A 16578-nucleotide genomic window follows, 5' to 3' on the forward strand; every position below is an offset into this window, starting at 1 on the left:
CAAGAAGAAGTAGACGATATAAGGGGGTGAGCCAAAATGACGCTACAAGAATTATCCCATCATTTCAAGTTGCGCGAGCGGCTGGAACGGGACACGGATCTTCTCAAATCCCTGGAGGCCGCGGCTTGCCCTGGAGCGCAGGTTTTGACGGGGATGCCCCACGCCCCCGGCGTTCGAGATAAGGTGGGAGACCTGGCCGTGGAAATCGCCGACCTGAAGGAGCGCATCCGGTACCTGGAGAATGAGATTGAGGTTGAGGAGCAGGAAGTCACCCGCTTTATCACCGCCATCCCTGACGAACAGCTTCGGGTCATTTTCCGGCTCCGCTTTCTTCGGGGATTGACCTGGGGCGAGGTTGCGGCCGTCGTAGGAGGCCGGAACACCGAGGAGGCAGTGAAGTCCTCGGCCTACCGTTATCTCAACTCCTGAGAAGTTGCAACGGCGTGTTACGCCGTGTTGCGTGACATTCCGACCATCATAGAGTAGGATTAGACTCGTAAAGTCCTACATAGCCAGGCGGCCCTTCTTCGGAGGGGCCGCCATTCTTATGGGAAAGGAGGTCCGGGCCTGCGCGTTACTCCTTGCGCGCCGGTCATGCGCCGGGTCAAACGCTTCGCCAGCGGACGGCAGCGGCGACACGACATAAGGAGGAGTTCCCCACAATGTACGGCTTCATCGTACTCGCGGCCTATACGGTGCTGATGGTTCTCGTGACCATCGCCCTATCCAAAAGGTCGCAGACATCCGAGAGCTTCCATGTCGCCGATCGGAAGCTCGGCCTGGTCCAAAGCGCCATGAGTATTGCGGCCACATGGATCTGGGCTCCCGCACTGTTCACCTCGGCAGAAAAAGCATACACCAACGGCATCCCGGGGCTGTTCTGGTTCCTGGTACCAAATGTACTTTGCCTCCTGGTATTCGTCCCCTTCGGAAAGAAAATCCGAAGCCAGATGCCCGGAGGCATCACTCTTTCCGGATACATGGCCGAGCGGTACCGCTCCAAGGCGGTGCATGGCGCATACCTATTCGAGCTGTCGGCTCTGTCCGTCCTCTCGACCGGGGTGCAGTTGCTCGCCGGCGCCAGCATTCTCGCGGCGGTAACGGGCTGGCCATTCTGGCTTCTGACCGTTATCCTGGCAGCCATCGCCTATTCTTACTCCCAGTACTCCGGCATCAAGGCATCGGTGCTCACCGACGCCCTGCAGATGATTTTGATGCTCGCCTGCTGCGCGCTGCTTGTTCCGTGGGCACTCTCCATGGATGGGGGCGTTGACCATCTGGCAAGAGGCTTCGCTGGTTTCTCCGGCGAGTACATCAGCCTGTTCGATAGAAACGGCCTGCAGGTCTTGTTCTCCTTCGGTGTCCCGACGGCCATCGGCCTGCTCGCTGCGCCTTTTGGAGACCAGTGCTTTTGGCAGCGGGCGTTCTCCATCCGCGAGGACAAGGTGGGCGGGGCGTTCAAGCTCGGCGCTCTGCTCTTTGCCGTTGTCCCGCTCTCCATGGGCATCCTCGGATTCATCGCCGCCGGCTCTGGATTCGCGGCCACGAATGCGGGCCAGGTCAACTTCGAGCTGGTGGGCAGCCTGTTCCCAGCCTGGGTCATGCTCCCGTTTCTGTTCATGCTGCTCTCTGGCCTGCTGTCTACCACGGACAGCAATCTTTGCGCGGTTGCCTCGCTGACCAGCGATTTCGGAGGCGGCGTCAAATCGGCCAAAGCCTCCATGCTCGCCCTGCTCGTTCTGGCCGTCGGCATTGCCAACATCCCAGGGCTTACGGTGACAGGACTGTTCCTCGTGTACGGGACGCTTCGGGCCACGACAATGCTCCCTACGGTGTTGACGCTTATGGGGAAATCGTTGTCGGCGCGCGGGGTGTTTGTCGGCATTCTGGCATCCATCGTTATCGGAATGCCGATTTTCGTTGCTGGAACCGTACTGAGCAGTGCGGCGCTCAAGACTGCTGGCAGCCTGTGCGCGCTCCTGCTCTCCGGCGCGGTGTGCGTTTTCACCGCCCCCAGAAAGGCGGTGGCCGCATGAGCCTCGGACGGAAGCAGCGCATCACCAACGACACATGGCTGGAGGCCGTCGCCTCCATCGAGAGCGTGGTTTCACGGGAAGAACTGGCTGACCTGTCGGCCCTGGCCATTCAGGACATAAAGTCCAAGGCAAAGGGAAAGCGAGCAGCCTATGCCTGGAGCGGCGGTAAGGATAGCATCGTCCTTGGCAAGCTCTGTGAGGCCGCCGGCGTGACCGACTCCATGATTGGCGTATGCGACCTGGAGTACCCGGCCTTCGCTGCGTGGATCGAGTCCAACAAACCGAACGGGTGCGAGGTCATCAATACGCACCAGGACCTGGACTGGCTGGCCGCTCACCCGGAGATGCTATTCCCACAGAGTTCTGCGGCGGCTGGGCGATGGTTTTCCATCGTGCAGCACCGGGCGCAGCGCATCTACTCCAAGACCCACGGCCTTGACCTCATCATCTTGGGCCGCCGCCGGGCGGACGGGAATTATGTGGGCCGAGGCTCCAATATCTACACCGACGGCAAGGGCGTCACCCGATTCAGCCCGCTCGCGGACTGGACACATGAGCAGATCCTTGCCTTCATCCATTACCACCAGCTCCCCGTGCCGCCCATCTATGGCTGGCCAAATGGCTACCTGTGCGGCACGCATCCGTGGCCAGCTCGTCAGTGGACGGGCAGCGTCGAAAACGGCTGGCGTGAAGTGTACGACATTGACCCGACTATCGTCATCGAGGCCGCCGAGAAGATCGACAGCGCCCGGACCTTCCTTGAGGGGGTGCGGGCATGACGGTTGTGAGAAAACCTCTGTCGGAGCTTCGCCGTCCGAACCGAAATGTGCGGATGCACACCGACAAGCAGCTGAAGGAATTCCGACGCTCCGTGGAAATGTTCGGCCAGATCCGGCCCATCGTGGTCGACGAGGCCGGCGTCATTCTTGCCGGCAACGGCCTGTATGAGACCCTGGTCCAGATGGGGGCGTCCGAGGCGGACTGCTATGTAGTCTCTGGCCTCACCGAAGCGCAGAAGAAAAAGCTCATGCTGGCCGACAACCGTGTCTTTGACCTGGGCGTCGATGACCTCGCTGCGCTGGATGCCTTCATCCTGGAACTGAAGGACGACCTGGACATCCCGGGCTTTGAAGAAGACCTGCTCCGGGCGATGGTGATGGAGGCCGACGAGGCCGCCGCCACTCTCAGCGAGTACGGCACCATCGACGAGGATCGGGTCGAGGAGATCCGGGACGCCAAAGAGCGGGTAGAGGCCCAGGAGGAGGCGGCCGCCCAGAAGGCGGTCGAGTATATTCCTCCAAAACCGGAGGAGCGAGAGGGCCAGCCGGAGCCGGCCCGCAGGTTCATCCTGTGCCCGAAGTGTGGTGAACGGATATGGCTGTGAAGCGTGTCCGCTCGAACTTGGATGTGGTGACGGCCGCCCGGCAGCGCATCAAAAACGTGTTCTCCAACGGTGTCCCGGTCTATATGTCGTTCTCGGGCGGAAAGGACAGCCTGTGCCTGGCCAACCTCACCTTGAAGCTGATCCAGGCCGGGGAAATCGACCCGGCCCTGCTGACCGTCCTCTTCATCGACGAGGAGGCCATCTTCGACTGCATCGAGGAGACGACCAAGGCTTGGCGCAAAAAATTCCTGCTGGCCGGCGCTAAGTTCCAGTGGTGGTGCATCGAGGTCAAGCATTTCAACTGCCTCAACGAGCTCTCCAGCGACGAGACATTCGTCTGCTGGGACCGCCGCAAGCGGGATGTCTGGGTGCGGCAGCCGCCGCCCTTTGCCATCCGCAACCACCCTCTGCTCAAGCCCAGGGTGGACAACTATCAATCCTTCCTGCCCCGCGTCACCCGGGACGGCATTATGATGACCGGCGTCCGGGCGGCCGAATCCGTCCAGCGCCTCCAGTACATGGCGGCTCTGGGCGTGGGCGGCAAGGGGATCACCAACACCAACACCATCTACCCAATCTACGACTGGAAGACCACCGACGTGTGGCTCTACCTTCGCAACGAGCGGGTGGAGATCCCCAAGGTCTATCTGCAGATGTACCAGGTCGGGGTCAATCGCAACCAGCTGCGGGTTTCGCAATTCTTCTCTGTCGATACTGTCCCCGTCCTGGTACATCTTGCGGAGTATGACCCCACTCTGATGGAGCGCGTGCTCCGCCGTGAGCCCAACGCCTACCTTGCCATGCTCTACTGGGACAGCGAAATGTTCCACCGCACGACGCGGAAGCGCCGGGAGCTAGAGGGCAAGGACACGAAGGACTACCGCGCGCTCCTGAAGGAGATGCTGTTCGAGCGCCCCGCCGATTTCTTCAACACACCGCACAAGTGCGAGGTCGCCAAGCAGTACCGCAAGCTCTTTATCCGCATGGACGGCATGGCCCGCCCCCGGGACTATCGGAAGATGTACGAGGGGCTGGTGGCCGGCGACCCCAAGCTCCGCACCCTGCGGGCGATCTACCAGGATATTTACTGCGCCTACGCAGCCTACGCCAAGTCCTTCCGGAAGGGAGGTGAGGCAAATGGCTGATGTGGACCTGTTCGCCCCTCTGTCCTCCCTGCAGTGGGTGGACCGCGACCAGCTCAAGCCCAACGACTACAACCCCAACAAGGTCAACCGGGAGAACTTGAAGCTGCTGGTGCAGTCCATCCTCACCAACGGCTGGACGCTACCCATCGTGGTGCGCCCCGACTACACCATCATCGACGGCTTCCACCGCTGGACGGTGGCCGGAGAGGAGCCCTTGCACACGAAGCTGGGCGGCAAAGTACCCGTGGTTGTCGTGCGGCATGACGACCAGACCGAGGACATCTACGGAACCGTCACCCACAACCGCGCCCGTGGTACACACCTGCTGGAGCCTATGAAGGCCATCGTCAAGCGCCTGCTGGCCGACGGGAAAAGCGTGCAGGAAATCGGGAAGCAGCTGGGCATGAAGCCCGAGGAGGTATTCCGCCTGTCTGATTTCTCACGAGATGACTTCCTCTCGATGATGACGAAAGGCGTACATGGGTACAGCAAAGCAGAGCTGCTGACCAAGTACTGAGGCATACCCCATGCCCCCATACACCAAGCATAGCCCAGGACAGGGCCATACAAGGCGTGAGAGCCGCGTATGTGTTCTGCCCTGGGCGTTCTCATGCCGGGGCGTGGAGGGGCGTTGCAAGCCCTGGAAACGGGCATTGAGGGCAACGACGAGAAGCGCGGCAAGGTACTGTGACGGCCCCTACCCAAAGGGTGCGGGCTCGCCGACCCCAAAAAACGATTAGTTAGTGCGCGAGAAAAGGGCAACTTTAATTGAAATCTTGTATGAAATTATCGACTTCTTGACCTTCCGCCGGGCGTGGGACGCCCGCCTCCTATCACATGGCCTGGCCCCGGAGCGGAAACGCCCCGGGCGTCGGGCGGAGGGCCAAGACACAGGAAAGGAGCGTGGCCTATGGCGGCAAAGAAGCAGGATGTGGTCGTAGAGGACGGAGCCGTGTACGTGCTGCGCGCCGGGACGCCTGTCTACGTCAAGACTGCCGACATCTGCTCGATGACCGGGAAAAGCAATCAGTGGATCGGACAGCTGGCAGCCCAGGGGACGCTGCATAAACGCAGCACCCCCCACGGGAGCCTGTTCGATGTCACCGAGGCTGTGCGCGCCTACTGTTCCATGCTGGAGGCCCGCGCGGGACCGGCCAAGACCGAGGAGGAGATCAAGCAGGAAATCAAGCAGGAAAAGGCGAAGGCGGCCGCCGACGTGACAATGAAGATTGCCAAGGCCAACATCGCCAAGGCCGAGGCCGACGAGCTCCAGGGCAAAATGCACCGGAGCGAGGACGTGGCCGCGATGACTACCGACTTGATCTATGCCATTCGCGGGGCGATGATGGCCCTGCCCGGCCGCCTGGCCGTGGACGTGGCCTCGGCGAACTCCCCAGCGGAGGCCGCCGAGACTATCCGCCGCGAGGTCAACAAGGCCATGCGGGAGCTCTCCAATTACCGCTATGACCCAAAGAAATACGAGGAGCGCGTCCGGGAGCGGAGGGCCTGGGAAGCTGACAGCGGGCGTGATGCCGATGACGGATAAGGAAACGCGCCGGCTCATAGAGGAGAAAGAGGCCCGCGAGCGGGTAAAGAGGCTGAATGCCGTCATCGGGAAAGTCTTGGCCGGCATGAAGCCGCCGGACGACCTGACCGTGACGGAATGGGCGGAGAAAAACCGCCGCCTGTCCACCGAGGCCAGCGCCGAGCCCGGCCCCTGGCGTACCGACCGCACCCCTTACCTCCGGGAGCCGATGGACGCCTTTACCGACCCCAGGGTGCACCGCATCGTCATGGTGGCGGCGTCCCAGGTGGGAAAGTCGGAGTTCCTCAACAACACCATTGGCTATATCATCGACGAGGACCCCGGCTCCATCCTGTTCGTCCACCCCACGACCATTGACGCCAAGGAGTACTCCAAGCTCCGTATCGCTCCGATGATTCGGGACTGCCCCACCCTCAAAAAGAAGGTGGCGGACCCCAAGAGCCGCGACAGTGGAAACACCATCCTGCAAAAGACATACCCCGGCGGCATCCTGACGATGTGCGGCTCCACAGAGGCCCACGCCCTGGCGTCCAAGCCCATCCGCTACATCATGGGGGACGAGCGCGACCGCTGGGCGACCTCCGCCGGCAACGAGGGCGACCCCTGGGAGCTGGCCCAGGCCCGACAGACCACGTTCTACAACGCCAAGGCGCTGGAGGTCAGCACCCCCACCGTCAAGAACGCCAGCGCAATCGAGGCGTCCTACGCCGAGGGCACAATGGAGCGGTGGAAAAGCAAATGCCCCCACTGCGGCGAGTACCACGAGATCAACTTCGAGGACATCCGCTATGAGCACGAGGAGGGCGTGGTAGCCGGCCGCAAGACCTTCAAGGTGCTGCACGTCTGGTATGTCTGCCCCGGCTGCGGAAGCATATCTGACGAGACGACCATGAAGCACCAGCCCGCGCGCTGGGAGGCGGACAACCCCGACGCATACGCCCAGGGCGTCCGCTCTTTCTGGCTGAACGCCTTTGTTAGCCAGTGGGCTTCCTGGAGCTCCATCGTACTCAAGTATCTCAAGGCTATCGGCAACACCAGGAAGCTCCAGGTGGTCTACAACACCTGCTTCGGCCTGCTGTGGGAAGACCGCGGCGACCTGGAGGACGAGGACAGCCTCATGGCCCGCCGGGAGGATTACGGTACCCGGCCGGACGGCTCCCCCGTGGAGCTGCCGGAGGGGGTGCTGGTACTCACCGCCGGCGTGGACACCCAGGACGACCGCATGGAGTATGAGGTCGTCGGGCACGGCCACTTCGGGGAAACCTGGGGAATTGAAAAGGGCATCGTCATGGGCAGGCCGGATGACCCGGACACCTGGGCCAAGCTGGACGAGATGGTGTTCAACCGAGTATTCCGCTTCGAGGACGGCCTGGGCCTCCGAAGCTCTATGACCTTCGTGGACGAGGGCGGCCATTTCACCCAAGACGTCCGCCTCCAATGCCGGGCGCGCATCTCCCGCAAGGTGTTCTGTATCAAGGGTATGCCCGGGGCGGATAAGCCCTACACCTCTCCGCCGAAGAAGATGAAGATCGTGGTCAATCAAATCGCCATCGGCACCTGCTGGCAGTACCAGCTCGGCGTCGACTCCGGCAAGCAGATCATCATGGACAACCTCAAGGTGCAGAAGCCGGGCTCGAAGTACTGCCACTTCCCGAGGCGGGACGACTACGGCCCCGGCTACTTTACCGGCCTGCTCTCTGAGCACCTGGTATATGACCCGGCCAAGAAGCAGCCCTGGGTGTGGGAGAAGATACCCGGCCACGAGCGCAACGAGGCCCTGGACTGCCGCAACTACGCTCTGGCGGCCTTCAAATGCACGCCGGCCAACCTTGACGAGATAGACAGGCGGCTAAAGGCGGCTCGGGGGAAAGCCCCCTCTACGGGCGTTGCAACAGCCCCGCCGCCCCCCAAAAAGCAGACCAAGCGCGGCTCCGCGCTGAAGAAATACTACGACGAATGGTAGGTGATGCCCGATGGCAGATATGACCGACGTGAAAATCCGGCTGAACTTCTGGCGCTCCGCCTATGAGAAGCTGACTGCGGCTTACACCGCCCTGGTGGACGGCCGCGTCAAGAGCTATACCATCGACGACCGGCAGCTCACCCGCTTCGACCTCGGCACCCTCAAGGACGAGATCGAGGAGGCTGAGCAGAAGATCGACGAGCTGAACGCCCTGCTGAACGGCAGGCGGCCCCGCAAGGCCTTCGGCGTCATCCCCCGCGACTGGTGACCTTTTTCGTGAGGTCACGAAAATGATATGGGTACAAGCCTGAGAGGGCTTTACCACGGGCAGCCCGGCGGAGTTTGTCAGCTCCTTTCGCCGCCGGGCGGCCCGTTTTTTATGCAACACATAGGAGGTGGGCGACATATACCGCGATAAGAAAACCGGGCTGTTCCTGCCCGACACAGCGCGCCCCCAGGCCAAGGGATACAGCGAGGCCGGCGCCAGCATGACCCGGCGGGCGCTCAAAGGCTTTACCCCGCGCAGCGGCTCCCCCAGGGAGGACATCGACTGGAACAACTTTACCCTCCGCCAGAGGGGGCGGATGCTGTATATGTCCTCCCCGGTGGCGACGTCAGCCATCAATACCAACCGGACGAAAGTGGTCGGCGTCGGCCTGACCCTCAAGAGCTCCGTGGATCGGGAGGTGCTGGGCATCTCCCCGGAGGCGGCCAAGGAGTGGCAGCGGCGCACCGAGGCGGAGTTTTCCCTGTGGGCCAAGAACAAGGCGAACTGCGACGCTACCGGCATGAACAACTTTTACGGAATGCAGCAGCTGGCGCTGGTGGCGTGGCTCCAGAGCGGAGACGTTTTCCCCGTGTTCAAGCGGAGAAACCCCACGCCGGTAAATCCCTACTCCCTGCGCATCCATCTTGTGGAGGCCGACCGGGTGCGCACCCCCGCCGAGTACGGGGGTGGAACGGCCGTGGCCCACATCACGGACGGGAAGAACCCGGAGAACGGCAACCGCATCTTTGACGGGGTGGAGGTGGACAACGACGGCATGGTCGTCGCCTACTACATCCACAACACCTACCCCTGGCAGACCACGACAGAGCCGACCAAGTGGACGAGGGTGGAGGCCTACGGCCCCAGGACAGGCTTGCCGAACATCCTCCACATCATGGGGAGCGAGCGGCCGGACCAGTACCGGGGCGTGACCTATCTGGCCCCGGTGATCGAGCAGCTGCTGCAGCTGCGCCGGTACACGGAGAGCACGCTTATGGCCGCCCTCGTCCAGTCTTTCTTTACGGCGTGGATCATCACAAAGACCAGCCAGACCGAGATCCCCATCAACGAGGTCGGCGCCGGCGACATCGCCGGTGTCCCCGCGGCAAATCCCATCGAGAACAACCTATCCGGGAGCGACAGCGAGTATGAGATGGGCCCCGGCACGGTTTCCCACCTAGCGGAGAATGAGGACATCAAATTCGGAAACCCCAGCATCCCCACCACGGGCTTTGATGCTTTCGTCAAGACCTTCTGCCAGCAGGCCGGCGCGGCCCTGGGCGAGCCCTACGAGGTGCTGATGAAGACCTTTAACTCCAGCTACTCGGCCTCCCGCGCTGCTCTCCTGGAGGCCTGGGAAGAGTTCAAGATGCGCCGGAGCTGGTTTGTGGCCGACTTCTGCCAGCCGGCCTACGAGGTATGGCTTGCGGAGGCGGTGGCCCGTGGACGCATCAAGGCCCCCGGCTTCTTTGAAGATCCTCTGGTGCGGGCCGCCTGGTGCGGTGCGCGCTGGATCGGCCCCGTCCAGGGGCAGCTCGACCCGCTGAAAGAGGCCAACGCCGCCGCTGTCCTGGTCGACCACGGATTCAAGACCCACGAGCAGGTCACGCGCGAACTGGGCGGTGGTGACTGGGAGGCCAACGTGGAGCAGCTGAAAGCAGAAAACGCGAAACTCGCGGAGGCGGGCGGCGCGCGCATCACCAACCTGCCAAGCTCCGGCGCCGATGATGGCGACGGCGGCGATGGCAAAGGAACAGGAGGAAACGCATGAGCAAAACAGTGCCTACCACGCAGCCCGTCGTGAACATCAAGCGGGCCGCCTATGCGATGGCTACCGCCGACGGCCAGAGCGCAGAGATCACCATGTACGGCGACATCTACGAGCAGCAGCCCACGGACTGGTGGGGCGATCCCGTAGAGGGGCAGTTTATTACCCTGACCGAGTTCCTTGAGGACCTGGGGCAGATTGCCGCTTGCAAAGACATCACCATCCGCATGAACAGCTACGGCGGCGACGCCGGCGTGTCCAACACCATCCACAACCGCCTACGGGAGCTGTCACGGGACGGAGCAAAGCTTACCTGCATCGTGGACGGCGTGGCGATGTCCGGCGGCTCCCTTATCATGTGCGCCTGTGACACAGTGAAGGTCAATCCCTCCAGCCTGATTATGATTCACAAGTGCTGGGGCTTCTTCTGGGGCGGCTACAACGCCGACGAACTGCGCGAGGCGGCTGGGCAGTACGACGCCTGGGACAAGGCCCAAATCGCAATCTATAAGCGAAAGACCGGCCTGACCGAAACTGTCCTGTCCCACATGATGTCCGATACAACCTACATGACAGGCCGCGAGGCGGTGGAAAAGGGCTTTGCCGACGAGCTGATCGAGGACGCGGAGCCCCTGGACGTTGCCGCCAGTGCAGACGGCCGGCGCCTGTTCGTCCGAGGCCGCACCATCCACCTTACGGCTGGAATGTTTGCCCCGGACAATATCCCTACGGTCGATCCCGAGGCCTCGGCCCCGGCTGAGACACATACAAATCCGCCGGCAAAGACCGGCAGAAAAGGAGGAAGTACATCTATGGCAAGTACTGTTGAGGAGCTCCGGGCGGAGTACCCGGAGCTGACCGCGCAGCTGGAGGCCGAGGCAAGAGCTGCTGCCACCCCCGCCCCCAGCGCAGCAGCCGCAGGCGACGGCGGGGCTGACCCCGCCCAGGTCGAGCGCCAGAGAATCCAGGACATCGACGCCCTGGCTTCCCTCTATGACGCGGAATCCATCCGCGAGGCCAAGTATGGCGAGCACCCCTGCACCGCCCAGGAGCTGGCTTACCGCATGGCGCAGAAGGCCGCCCAGCAGGGCAAGAGCTATATGTCTGCCCTGGAAGCCGACACTGGCGCATCTGGCGCGCAGCAGGTCGGAGCGGCCAGCAACGAGGGCGCGCCTGTCGGCGAACTCACCCCGGAGCAGCGCATGGCAAAGGGCCGCGCCGACGCGAAGGCCCTGAACAAGAAGGAGGACAAGTAATATGGCGAAGCATCTGAATGACAAGATCGGCTCTATGGAGTACGACAAGCTGATCGCCGGTATGACCCCGCCTCCCAAGGTGGCTTCCGGCGTCATCACCAAGCTGGCGACCGCCGCTACCTATCCGCGCGGCACCATCCTGTGCCGCAGCTCCGGCACCGGGGGCGACGGCAAGCTGAAAATCCTCGGCACTACCGCCGGCTCCAACGAGACCCTGACCCCCGACTGCATTCTCTGCGATGACGAGGACATCGGCACCGACGCCGATGCCAATGTCGCCGTCTATGTGATGGGCTGCTTCAATGAAGACGCCCTGACCGTGGATGACGAGTACACCATCACCCAGGCCGACAAGGACACCCTGCGCGAGCGTGGTATCTATCTGGCCCAGGTCCTGGACTAAAAGGAGGACAAGAATATGCCTTTCGACATTTTTGATACCTACTACATGGCGGGCATGGTCCAGGAGATCGCCCCCGTCCAGAGTTTCTTCCGCGACCGCTATTTCCCCACCAACGCGGCGACCGACATCTTCAACGCCAACAAGGTGCTGGTGGAGTACCGCGACCGCGACCGGGCCATGGCTCCCTTCGTTGTGCGCCGCGCCGGCGACATCCCTGTGGCCCGCGGCGGCTACGAGATCCACGAGTTCGAGCCGCCCTTCACCGCTCCGTCCCGTCTGCTGACCCTGGATGACCTGCAGAAGCGCGGCTTCGGGGAGGCTCTGTATGCTGGCAGCACCCCCGCCGAGCGCGCCCGGGCGCTCCAGATGCAGGACCTCACCGACCTGGACCGCCGCATTCAGCGCCGTGAGGAGTGGATGGCCGTCCAGACCATGATCAACAACGGCTGCACCATCGTCGCCTACATCGACAACGACACCGTGGGCGAAACCTACGACATCTTCTACTTCGACACCACCGGCTCCAACCCCGCCAAGTACACCGTGGCGAACAAGTGGGACGCGTCCGGCGGCGACTGGAAGGGCGATGTCGCTGCGATGGTGAACGACCTGCTGGACCGCGGCCTTCCTGCCGCTGACCTGATCGTGGGCACCGACGTGGCCGCCTTCATCCAGAGCGACGAGGCCACGCTGAAGCTGCTGGACAACCGGCGCGCCGAGTATGGCCGCCTGGCGCCCCAGGTGCGTTACCCCGGCGTGGTGTGGATCGGCAACCTGAACTTCGACGGCACCGACCTGGACATCTTCTCCGTGCGCGAGACTGTGCTGGACAAGGACGGCACCATCCGCCTGTTCCCCGCGACCTCCGCGATGGTCACCGCCCCCGACTGCGGCCACATGATGTACGGCCGTGTCGACCAGATCGAGGACGACAACGAGTACCACAGCTTCGCCATGCAGCGCGTGCCCAAGTTCGTCGTCGACAAGGACAAGGACACCCGCAAGCTGCGCCTGGCCGCCCGCCCCCTGGCCGCGCCCCGGAGCAAGGCCCCCTGGATGTACGCGGCCAACGTGGTCGGCACCTGATAGGGCCGGGAAAGGAGCAATATCATGAAGCGTGTAAAAATCACCAACGGCCTGTACGGCTACCGGCCCGAGGGGGCGAAGCACCCACGGCCGGTGTCCGCCGGCGGCCTCTGCATCGTGACTGACACCGAGGCCGCCCGCCTGGCCTCCCTCGGCGTGGGCGTCGTCCTCGAGGACATCCCCGAGGAAGATACCGCAGGAGCCGTTGCAACGCCCGTAGAGGACGAGGACGGCGCGGGGTCGGGCGTGGACACTCCCAGCCAGGACGGGCCCGCAGAGGGCAAGGAAACCGCCCACCTTGACCCTGAGCAGCTCAAGGAGTTCACCAACGCCAAGCTCAAGGAGCTGGCCGAGGAAATGGGCATCGACACCGCCAAGCTCAAGACCAAGGCGCAGTTGATCGCGGCCATCACCGACGTGCCCCTGGAGGACGCAATCTCCAGCGAGGAGGACGACGAGGGGGCCCCGTCCGGTCTCGGCGCGGAGGGGCCGGTGGAATGAGCGGCTTCAAGGACATGGTGGCCGATGACGTCCACGCCGTTTTCCTCAACCTGGACGAGTTCGCCGAAAAGCGCACCATCCGCTACGACGGCGAGGAGTACCAGGACATCCCTATCGTCTTGTCCGGCCTGAAGGAGCAGGAGCGACGCCAGCTCCAGTCCGACCATGTCCAGGGGCTCTACCTCGTGTCATCCGTGCTCCACTGTGCGCTGTCCGACCTGGGCGGCAATCAGCCCGAGAAGGGTATGCGCATCCAGATCAACAACCGGGAGGGCGGCGGCGGATTCTTCCGGGAATTCTATGTCGCCTCCTCGGTCTGTGAGATGGGGATGCTGCGGGTGGAACTGGGGGCGATCGACGAATGAGCTACGCCATCACCATTGACGAAATCGACGATAGCCTTGACCGAGTATCGAAGCTCCTGGCCGGCATCCCCGACGGCGTGTACCGTGCCGTCGGAAGCGCCTTGAAGCGGTCGGCGCGGCACGGCCTTACCGTCGGCATGAAGATCGTTTCCGAGGAGTACGCCATTTCCCAGGGGGAGCTGAAGTCCCGGACGAAGACCATCAACACCATCGTCAAGGACTCCGCCAGCTCCTATCAGGTCACCTTCGGCTATCGGGGGAACGTCATCCCCCTTATCAAGTTCGATACCAAGTTTGGAGCGGACGGCAAGGTGCATACCCGCGTCCTGCGCTCCAGCGCACAGCAGACCCTTGAAAACGCCTTTGTCACCCATGTGGGCGGGCATACCGGTGTGTTCGAGCGCGAGGGCCCTGAGCGGTTCCCCATCCGGGAGCTGTTCGGGCCTTCTGCTGTCCAGGCATTCTATGCCCACGAGGAGACGACCGACAAGATGGACGAGGAAATCTTGAAGACCTACGAGAGCCGTATTGAGCACGAAATACTGCGGGTGCTCAACGGGTGGGGAGGGTAGCCCATGGACCGAGTTATGCTCCTGGAGGAGTTGAAAACCGTTACCGAGGAGGCCGTCAAGGACCTTATCATGCCTGTGAAGATACAGAGCGCCGACGAGCAGCAGCAATATCGGGCGGCGGAGGTCTATCTCATGAACTTGCCCGATGCCAGGGCCGCGAAAAAGAAGGTGCCCTATATCATTCACCAAGCCATCACCAGCAAAGACATCCAGCCGGAGGGAGAACGAGAGTACGGTATGGCCGTAGTGCGTTCCATCTTCGCCGTTTACAACGATGACGCCCAGGAGGGCGGGCTTATGCTGCTCAACCTCATGGATCGGCTGCGTATCCGCCTGCTACGTCAAGTCGTTATCGGGCAGCGCTATCAGCTTGATCTCTCCGCCGGTATCGAAACATTCATCTACCCCAACTCCGAGGAAGTCGCGCCATATTACGCCGGAGAGATGACCTCCACCTGGCGCGTCCCAGCCGTTGAAAGAGAGGTTAACCTATGACCGACAAAATCATCGACACGGCGTCAAAGACCGCCGATGCCGCTGCGGACACTCCCCCCAAGGTGGCAAAGAAGCGCCCCGCCGCGCCGAAGAAGTCCGCCGAGAGCGGCGGCTTCTGCGTCTATCTCGGCCCGACCCTGATGGGCGTGATCCAGCGCGGTACCATCTATCGCGGCGGTCGCAGAGAAGTCCTTGACACCCTTACACCGGTGATCGAGCAGCACCCGCTGATCGCGTCGCTGGTGGTGAGCGACGACACGCTCCCTGCTGACCGCATCAAAGTCAAAACGCCCGGGAACCTGCTGTATGTGAATTATCACAAGCTGTCCAAGGGCATGAAGTAAGGAGGAATTTTCAATGAACCACGGCGTATATGTCTCTCAGCAGGCTACCAGCGTCAGCACTCCTGTCGTGGCGGAGTCCGGCGTCCCCTTCGTGGTTGGCCTGGCTCCTGTCCAGGCTGCGGATAAGCCCGCCGTCCCTGGAACGCCCGTCCTCTGCACCAGCTGGGCCGAGGCGGTAGAGAAGCTGGGTTATTCCGACAACTGGGCAACCTACACACTCTGCGAATTCATGTATTCGCACTTCAAGCTGTTCGCCTGCCAGCCCGTCATCTTCTGCAATGTTCTCGACATCGCCACCGCAAAGGAGGCGGTTTCCGCCACCGACATCGTGGTGGCGGAACACAAAGCGAAGCTCCCCATCGAGGCCATCAATGATGCCACACTGGTTGTCAAAGCTGCTGGAGGCACCGGCGCTGCTTATGTGTCCGGCACCGACTACAACGCCTATTACAACGGCGAGCATCTGGTGGTGGAGCTGCTGTCCACCGGCAGCGCCTATGACGCCGAGCAGGTGAACATCGCCTACAACAAGGTCAAGGCCTCCACCGTCACCGCATCTGAAATCGCCTCCGCCATGGAGAATGTGGAGCTGTGCCTGACCCTGCTGGGCATCGTCCCAGATCTGCTCTGCGCCCCCGGCTATTCCCAGCAGTCCACCGTGGCCGCCGCGATGACCGCAAAGGCGGGCAACATCAACGGCCTGTTCCACGCCAAGGCGCTGGTTGACATTGACTGCGGCGCTTCCGGCGCACGCGCCTATTCCGATGTCCTCACCAAGAAGAATGCCGCCAACATCGCCGACGAGGACGAACTTGCCTTTTGGCCCATGCTGAAGCTGGGCGATCACAAGTTCCACATGTCCACTCAGCTTGCCGGCCTGATGGCGCAGATCGATACCGGCAATGGCGGCTGCCCCTATGAGTCCCCTTCCAACAAGGGGCTGCAGTGCGACGGTCTTTGCCTGGAGGACGGCACCGAAGTCAACCTGACGCTGGCACAGGCCAACTACCTCAACAGTGTTGGCGTGGGTACGGCTCTGAACTTCATGAGCGGCTGGGTCGCCTGGGGCAACTACACTGCCTGCTATCCAGCCAACACCGACGTCAAGGATTACTTCATCCCGGTCAGCCGTATGTTCGGATGGGTCGGCAACTCCCTCGTCAAGACCTTCTGGAGCAAGCTGGACAAGCCCATGACCCGCCGTCTCATCGACACCGTTCTCGATACCGCCAACATCTGGCTCAACGGTCTGGTGGGCATGGGCTACCTCCTGGGCGCTCGCGTGGAGATGCTGGAGAGCGAGAATCCGCTGACCAACCTCATGGCCGGTATCATCAAGCTCCATGTCTACATGACGCCGCCCTCTCCCGCCCAGGAGATCGACTTCGTGCTGGAGTATGACGCCAGCTATGTCACCAGTGCCCTGCAGGGCTAAAAGGAGGTTTG

Annotated in this window: 19 protein-coding genes; all 19 read left to right on the top strand. The window is 62.3% G+C overall.

The features are described 5' to 3' along the window. Positions 1-36 precede the first annotated feature (36 nt). Positions 37-429, top strand: coding sequence for a hypothetical protein (locus tag WHJ28_RS09245; RefSeq protein WP_340041895.1), 393 nt, complete (start codon positions 37-39; stop codon positions 427-429). A gap of 233 nt (positions 430-662) precedes the next feature. Next, complete coding sequence (locus WHJ28_RS09250; protein ID WP_340041896.1) at positions 663-2036, top strand: sodium:solute symporter family protein; 1374 nt, start codon at positions 663-665, stop codon at positions 2034-2036. Beyond that, entirely contained in the window at positions 2033-2815 is a 783-nt protein-coding gene (locus WHJ28_RS09255; protein ID WP_340041897.1) for a phosphoadenosine phosphosulfate reductase domain-containing protein, read from the top strand. Before WHJ28_RS09250 ends, WHJ28_RS09255 begins: the two co-directional genes overlap by 4 nt. Beyond that, complete coding sequence (locus WHJ28_RS09260) at positions 2812-3420, top strand: ParB/Srx family N-terminal domain-containing protein (protein WP_340041898.1); 609 nt, start codon at positions 2812-2814, stop codon at positions 3418-3420. Before WHJ28_RS09255 ends, WHJ28_RS09260 begins: the two co-directional genes overlap by 4 nt. Beyond that, on the top strand, positions 3411-4565 hold the full coding sequence (locus WHJ28_RS09265; RefSeq protein WP_340041899.1) for a phosphoadenosine phosphosulfate reductase domain-containing protein: 1155 nt from the start codon (positions 3411-3413) through the stop codon (positions 4563-4565). The genes WHJ28_RS09260 and WHJ28_RS09265 overlap by 10 nt, the downstream gene beginning before the upstream one ends. Further along, a complete protein-coding gene (locus WHJ28_RS09270; protein ID WP_340041900.1) occupies positions 4558-5082 on the top strand; it encodes an IbrB-like domain-containing protein in 525 nt (174 codons plus the stop codon). Before WHJ28_RS09265 ends, WHJ28_RS09270 begins: the two co-directional genes overlap by 8 nt. 393 nt (positions 5083-5475) lie before the next feature. Next, positions 5476-6111 carry a hypothetical protein gene (locus WHJ28_RS09275; RefSeq protein WP_340041901.1) on the top strand — a complete coding sequence of 212 codons (636 nt, stop codon included), beginning with the start codon at positions 5476-5478 and terminating at the stop codon, positions 6109-6111. Continuing rightward, positions 6101-8074, top strand: coding sequence for a phage terminase large subunit family protein (locus tag WHJ28_RS09280; protein ID WP_050619011.1), 1974 nt, complete (start codon positions 6101-6103; stop codon positions 8072-8074). The genes WHJ28_RS09275 and WHJ28_RS09280 overlap by 11 nt, the downstream gene beginning before the upstream one ends. 10 nt (positions 8075-8084) lie before the next feature. Further along, positions 8085-8342, top strand: a complete 258-nt coding sequence (locus WHJ28_RS09285) for a DUF6148 family protein (protein WP_050619012.1) — start codon at positions 8085-8087, stop codon at positions 8340-8342. 127 nt (positions 8343-8469) lie between these two features. Beyond that, positions 8470-10113 (top strand): phage portal protein, encoded by a 1644-nt coding sequence (locus WHJ28_RS09290; RefSeq protein ID WP_340041902.1) that lies wholly within the window; start codon positions 8470-8472, stop codon positions 10111-10113. After that, positions 10110-11366, top strand: a complete 1257-nt coding sequence (locus WHJ28_RS09295) for a head maturation protease, ClpP-related (RefSeq protein ID WP_340041903.1) — start codon at positions 10110-10112, stop codon at positions 11364-11366. Before WHJ28_RS09290 ends, WHJ28_RS09295 begins: the two co-directional genes overlap by 4 nt. 1 nt (position 11367) lies before the next feature. Then, on the top strand, positions 11368-11769 hold the full coding sequence (locus WHJ28_RS09300; protein WP_340041904.1) for a head decoration protein: 402 nt from the start codon (positions 11368-11370) through the stop codon (positions 11767-11769). A 15-nt stretch (positions 11770-11784) separates the two neighbouring features. Beyond that, positions 11785-12855: a major capsid protein gene (locus WHJ28_RS09305; RefSeq protein WP_050619015.1), complete on the top strand. Its 1071-nt coding sequence runs from the start codon at positions 11785-11787 to the stop codon at positions 12853-12855. 24 nt (positions 12856-12879) lie between these two features. Further along, positions 12880-13356: a hypothetical protein gene (locus WHJ28_RS09310; protein ID WP_050619016.1), complete on the top strand. Its 477-nt coding sequence runs from the start codon at positions 12880-12882 to the stop codon at positions 13354-13356. After that, complete coding sequence (locus tag WHJ28_RS09315; RefSeq protein WP_050619017.1) at positions 13353-13721, top strand: hypothetical protein; 369 nt, start codon at positions 13353-13355, stop codon at positions 13719-13721. The genes WHJ28_RS09310 and WHJ28_RS09315 overlap by 4 nt, the downstream gene beginning before the upstream one ends. Next, positions 13718-14293 carry a phage tail protein gene (locus WHJ28_RS09320; protein ID WP_340041905.1) on the top strand — a complete coding sequence of 192 codons (576 nt, stop codon included), beginning with the start codon at positions 13718-13720 and terminating at the stop codon, positions 14291-14293. Before WHJ28_RS09315 ends, WHJ28_RS09320 begins: the two co-directional genes overlap by 4 nt. A gap of 3 nt (positions 14294-14296) precedes the next feature. Then, positions 14297-14788, top strand: a complete 492-nt coding sequence (locus tag WHJ28_RS09325; RefSeq protein ID WP_340041906.1) for a hypothetical protein — start codon at positions 14297-14299, stop codon at positions 14786-14788. Then, positions 14785-15132 (top strand): hypothetical protein, encoded by a 348-nt coding sequence (locus WHJ28_RS09330; protein WP_340041907.1) that lies wholly within the window; start codon positions 14785-14787, stop codon positions 15130-15132. Before WHJ28_RS09325 ends, WHJ28_RS09330 begins: the two co-directional genes overlap by 4 nt. Positions 15133-15145: 13 nt before the next feature. Further along, positions 15146-16567 carry a phage tail sheath family protein gene (locus WHJ28_RS09335; protein ID WP_340041908.1) on the top strand — a complete coding sequence of 474 codons (1422 nt, stop codon included), beginning with the start codon at positions 15146-15148 and terminating at the stop codon, positions 16565-16567. Positions 16568-16578: the final 11 nt, after the last annotated feature.

The sequence above is a fragment of the Flavonifractor porci genome (assembly GCF_037572415.1).
Classification (GTDB): Bacteria; Bacillota; Clostridia; order Oscillospirales; family Oscillospiraceae; genus Flavonifractor; species Flavonifractor porci.

What these genes read in the sequence shown, in the direction of transcription:
- WHJ28_RS09245 (WP_340041895.1), top strand. Translation starts at nt 37, where the DNA reads ATGACGCTACAAGAATTATCCCATCATTTCAAGTTGCGCGAGCGGCTG.
- WHJ28_RS09250 (WP_340041896.1), top strand. Translation starts at nt 663, where the DNA reads ATGTACGGCTTCATCGTACTCGCGGCCTATACGGTGCTGATGGTTCTC.
- WHJ28_RS09255 (WP_340041897.1), top strand. Translation starts at nt 2,033, where the DNA reads ATGAGCCTCGGACGGAAGCAGCGCATCACCAACGACACATGGCTGGAG.
- WHJ28_RS09260 (WP_340041898.1), top strand. Translation starts at nt 2,812, where the DNA reads ATGACGGTTGTGAGAAAACCTCTGTCGGAGCTTCGCCGTCCGAACCGA.
- WHJ28_RS09265 (WP_340041899.1), top strand. Translation starts at nt 3,411, where the DNA reads ATGGCTGTGAAGCGTGTCCGCTCGAACTTGGATGTGGTGACGGCCGCC.
- WHJ28_RS09270 (WP_340041900.1), top strand. Translation starts at nt 4,558, where the DNA reads ATGGCTGATGTGGACCTGTTCGCCCCTCTGTCCTCCCTGCAGTGGGTG.
- WHJ28_RS09275 (WP_340041901.1), top strand. Translation starts at nt 5,476, where the DNA reads ATGGCGGCAAAGAAGCAGGATGTGGTCGTAGAGGACGGAGCCGTGTAC.
- WHJ28_RS09280 (WP_050619011.1), top strand. Translation starts at nt 6,101, where the DNA reads ATGACGGATAAGGAAACGCGCCGGCTCATAGAGGAGAAAGAGGCCCGC.
- WHJ28_RS09285 (WP_050619012.1), top strand. Translation starts at nt 8,085, where the DNA reads ATGGCAGATATGACCGACGTGAAAATCCGGCTGAACTTCTGGCGCTCC.
- WHJ28_RS09295 (WP_340041903.1), top strand. Translation starts at nt 10,110, where the DNA reads ATGAGCAAAACAGTGCCTACCACGCAGCCCGTCGTGAACATCAAGCGG.
- WHJ28_RS09300 (WP_340041904.1), top strand. Translation starts at nt 11,368, where the DNA reads ATGGCGAAGCATCTGAATGACAAGATCGGCTCTATGGAGTACGACAAG.
- WHJ28_RS09305 (WP_050619015.1), top strand. Translation starts at nt 11,785, where the DNA reads ATGCCTTTCGACATTTTTGATACCTACTACATGGCGGGCATGGTCCAG.
- WHJ28_RS09310 (WP_050619016.1), top strand. Translation starts at nt 12,880, where the DNA reads ATGAAGCGTGTAAAAATCACCAACGGCCTGTACGGCTACCGGCCCGAG.
- WHJ28_RS09315 (WP_050619017.1), top strand. Translation starts at nt 13,353, where the DNA reads ATGAGCGGCTTCAAGGACATGGTGGCCGATGACGTCCACGCCGTTTTC.
- WHJ28_RS09320 (WP_340041905.1), top strand. Translation starts at nt 13,718, where the DNA reads ATGAGCTACGCCATCACCATTGACGAAATCGACGATAGCCTTGACCGA.
- WHJ28_RS09325 (WP_340041906.1), top strand. Translation starts at nt 14,297, where the DNA reads ATGGACCGAGTTATGCTCCTGGAGGAGTTGAAAACCGTTACCGAGGAG.
- WHJ28_RS09330 (WP_340041907.1), top strand. Translation starts at nt 14,785, where the DNA reads ATGACCGACAAAATCATCGACACGGCGTCAAAGACCGCCGATGCCGCT.
- WHJ28_RS09335 (WP_340041908.1), top strand. Translation starts at nt 15,146, where the DNA reads ATGAACCACGGCGTATATGTCTCTCAGCAGGCTACCAGCGTCAGCACT.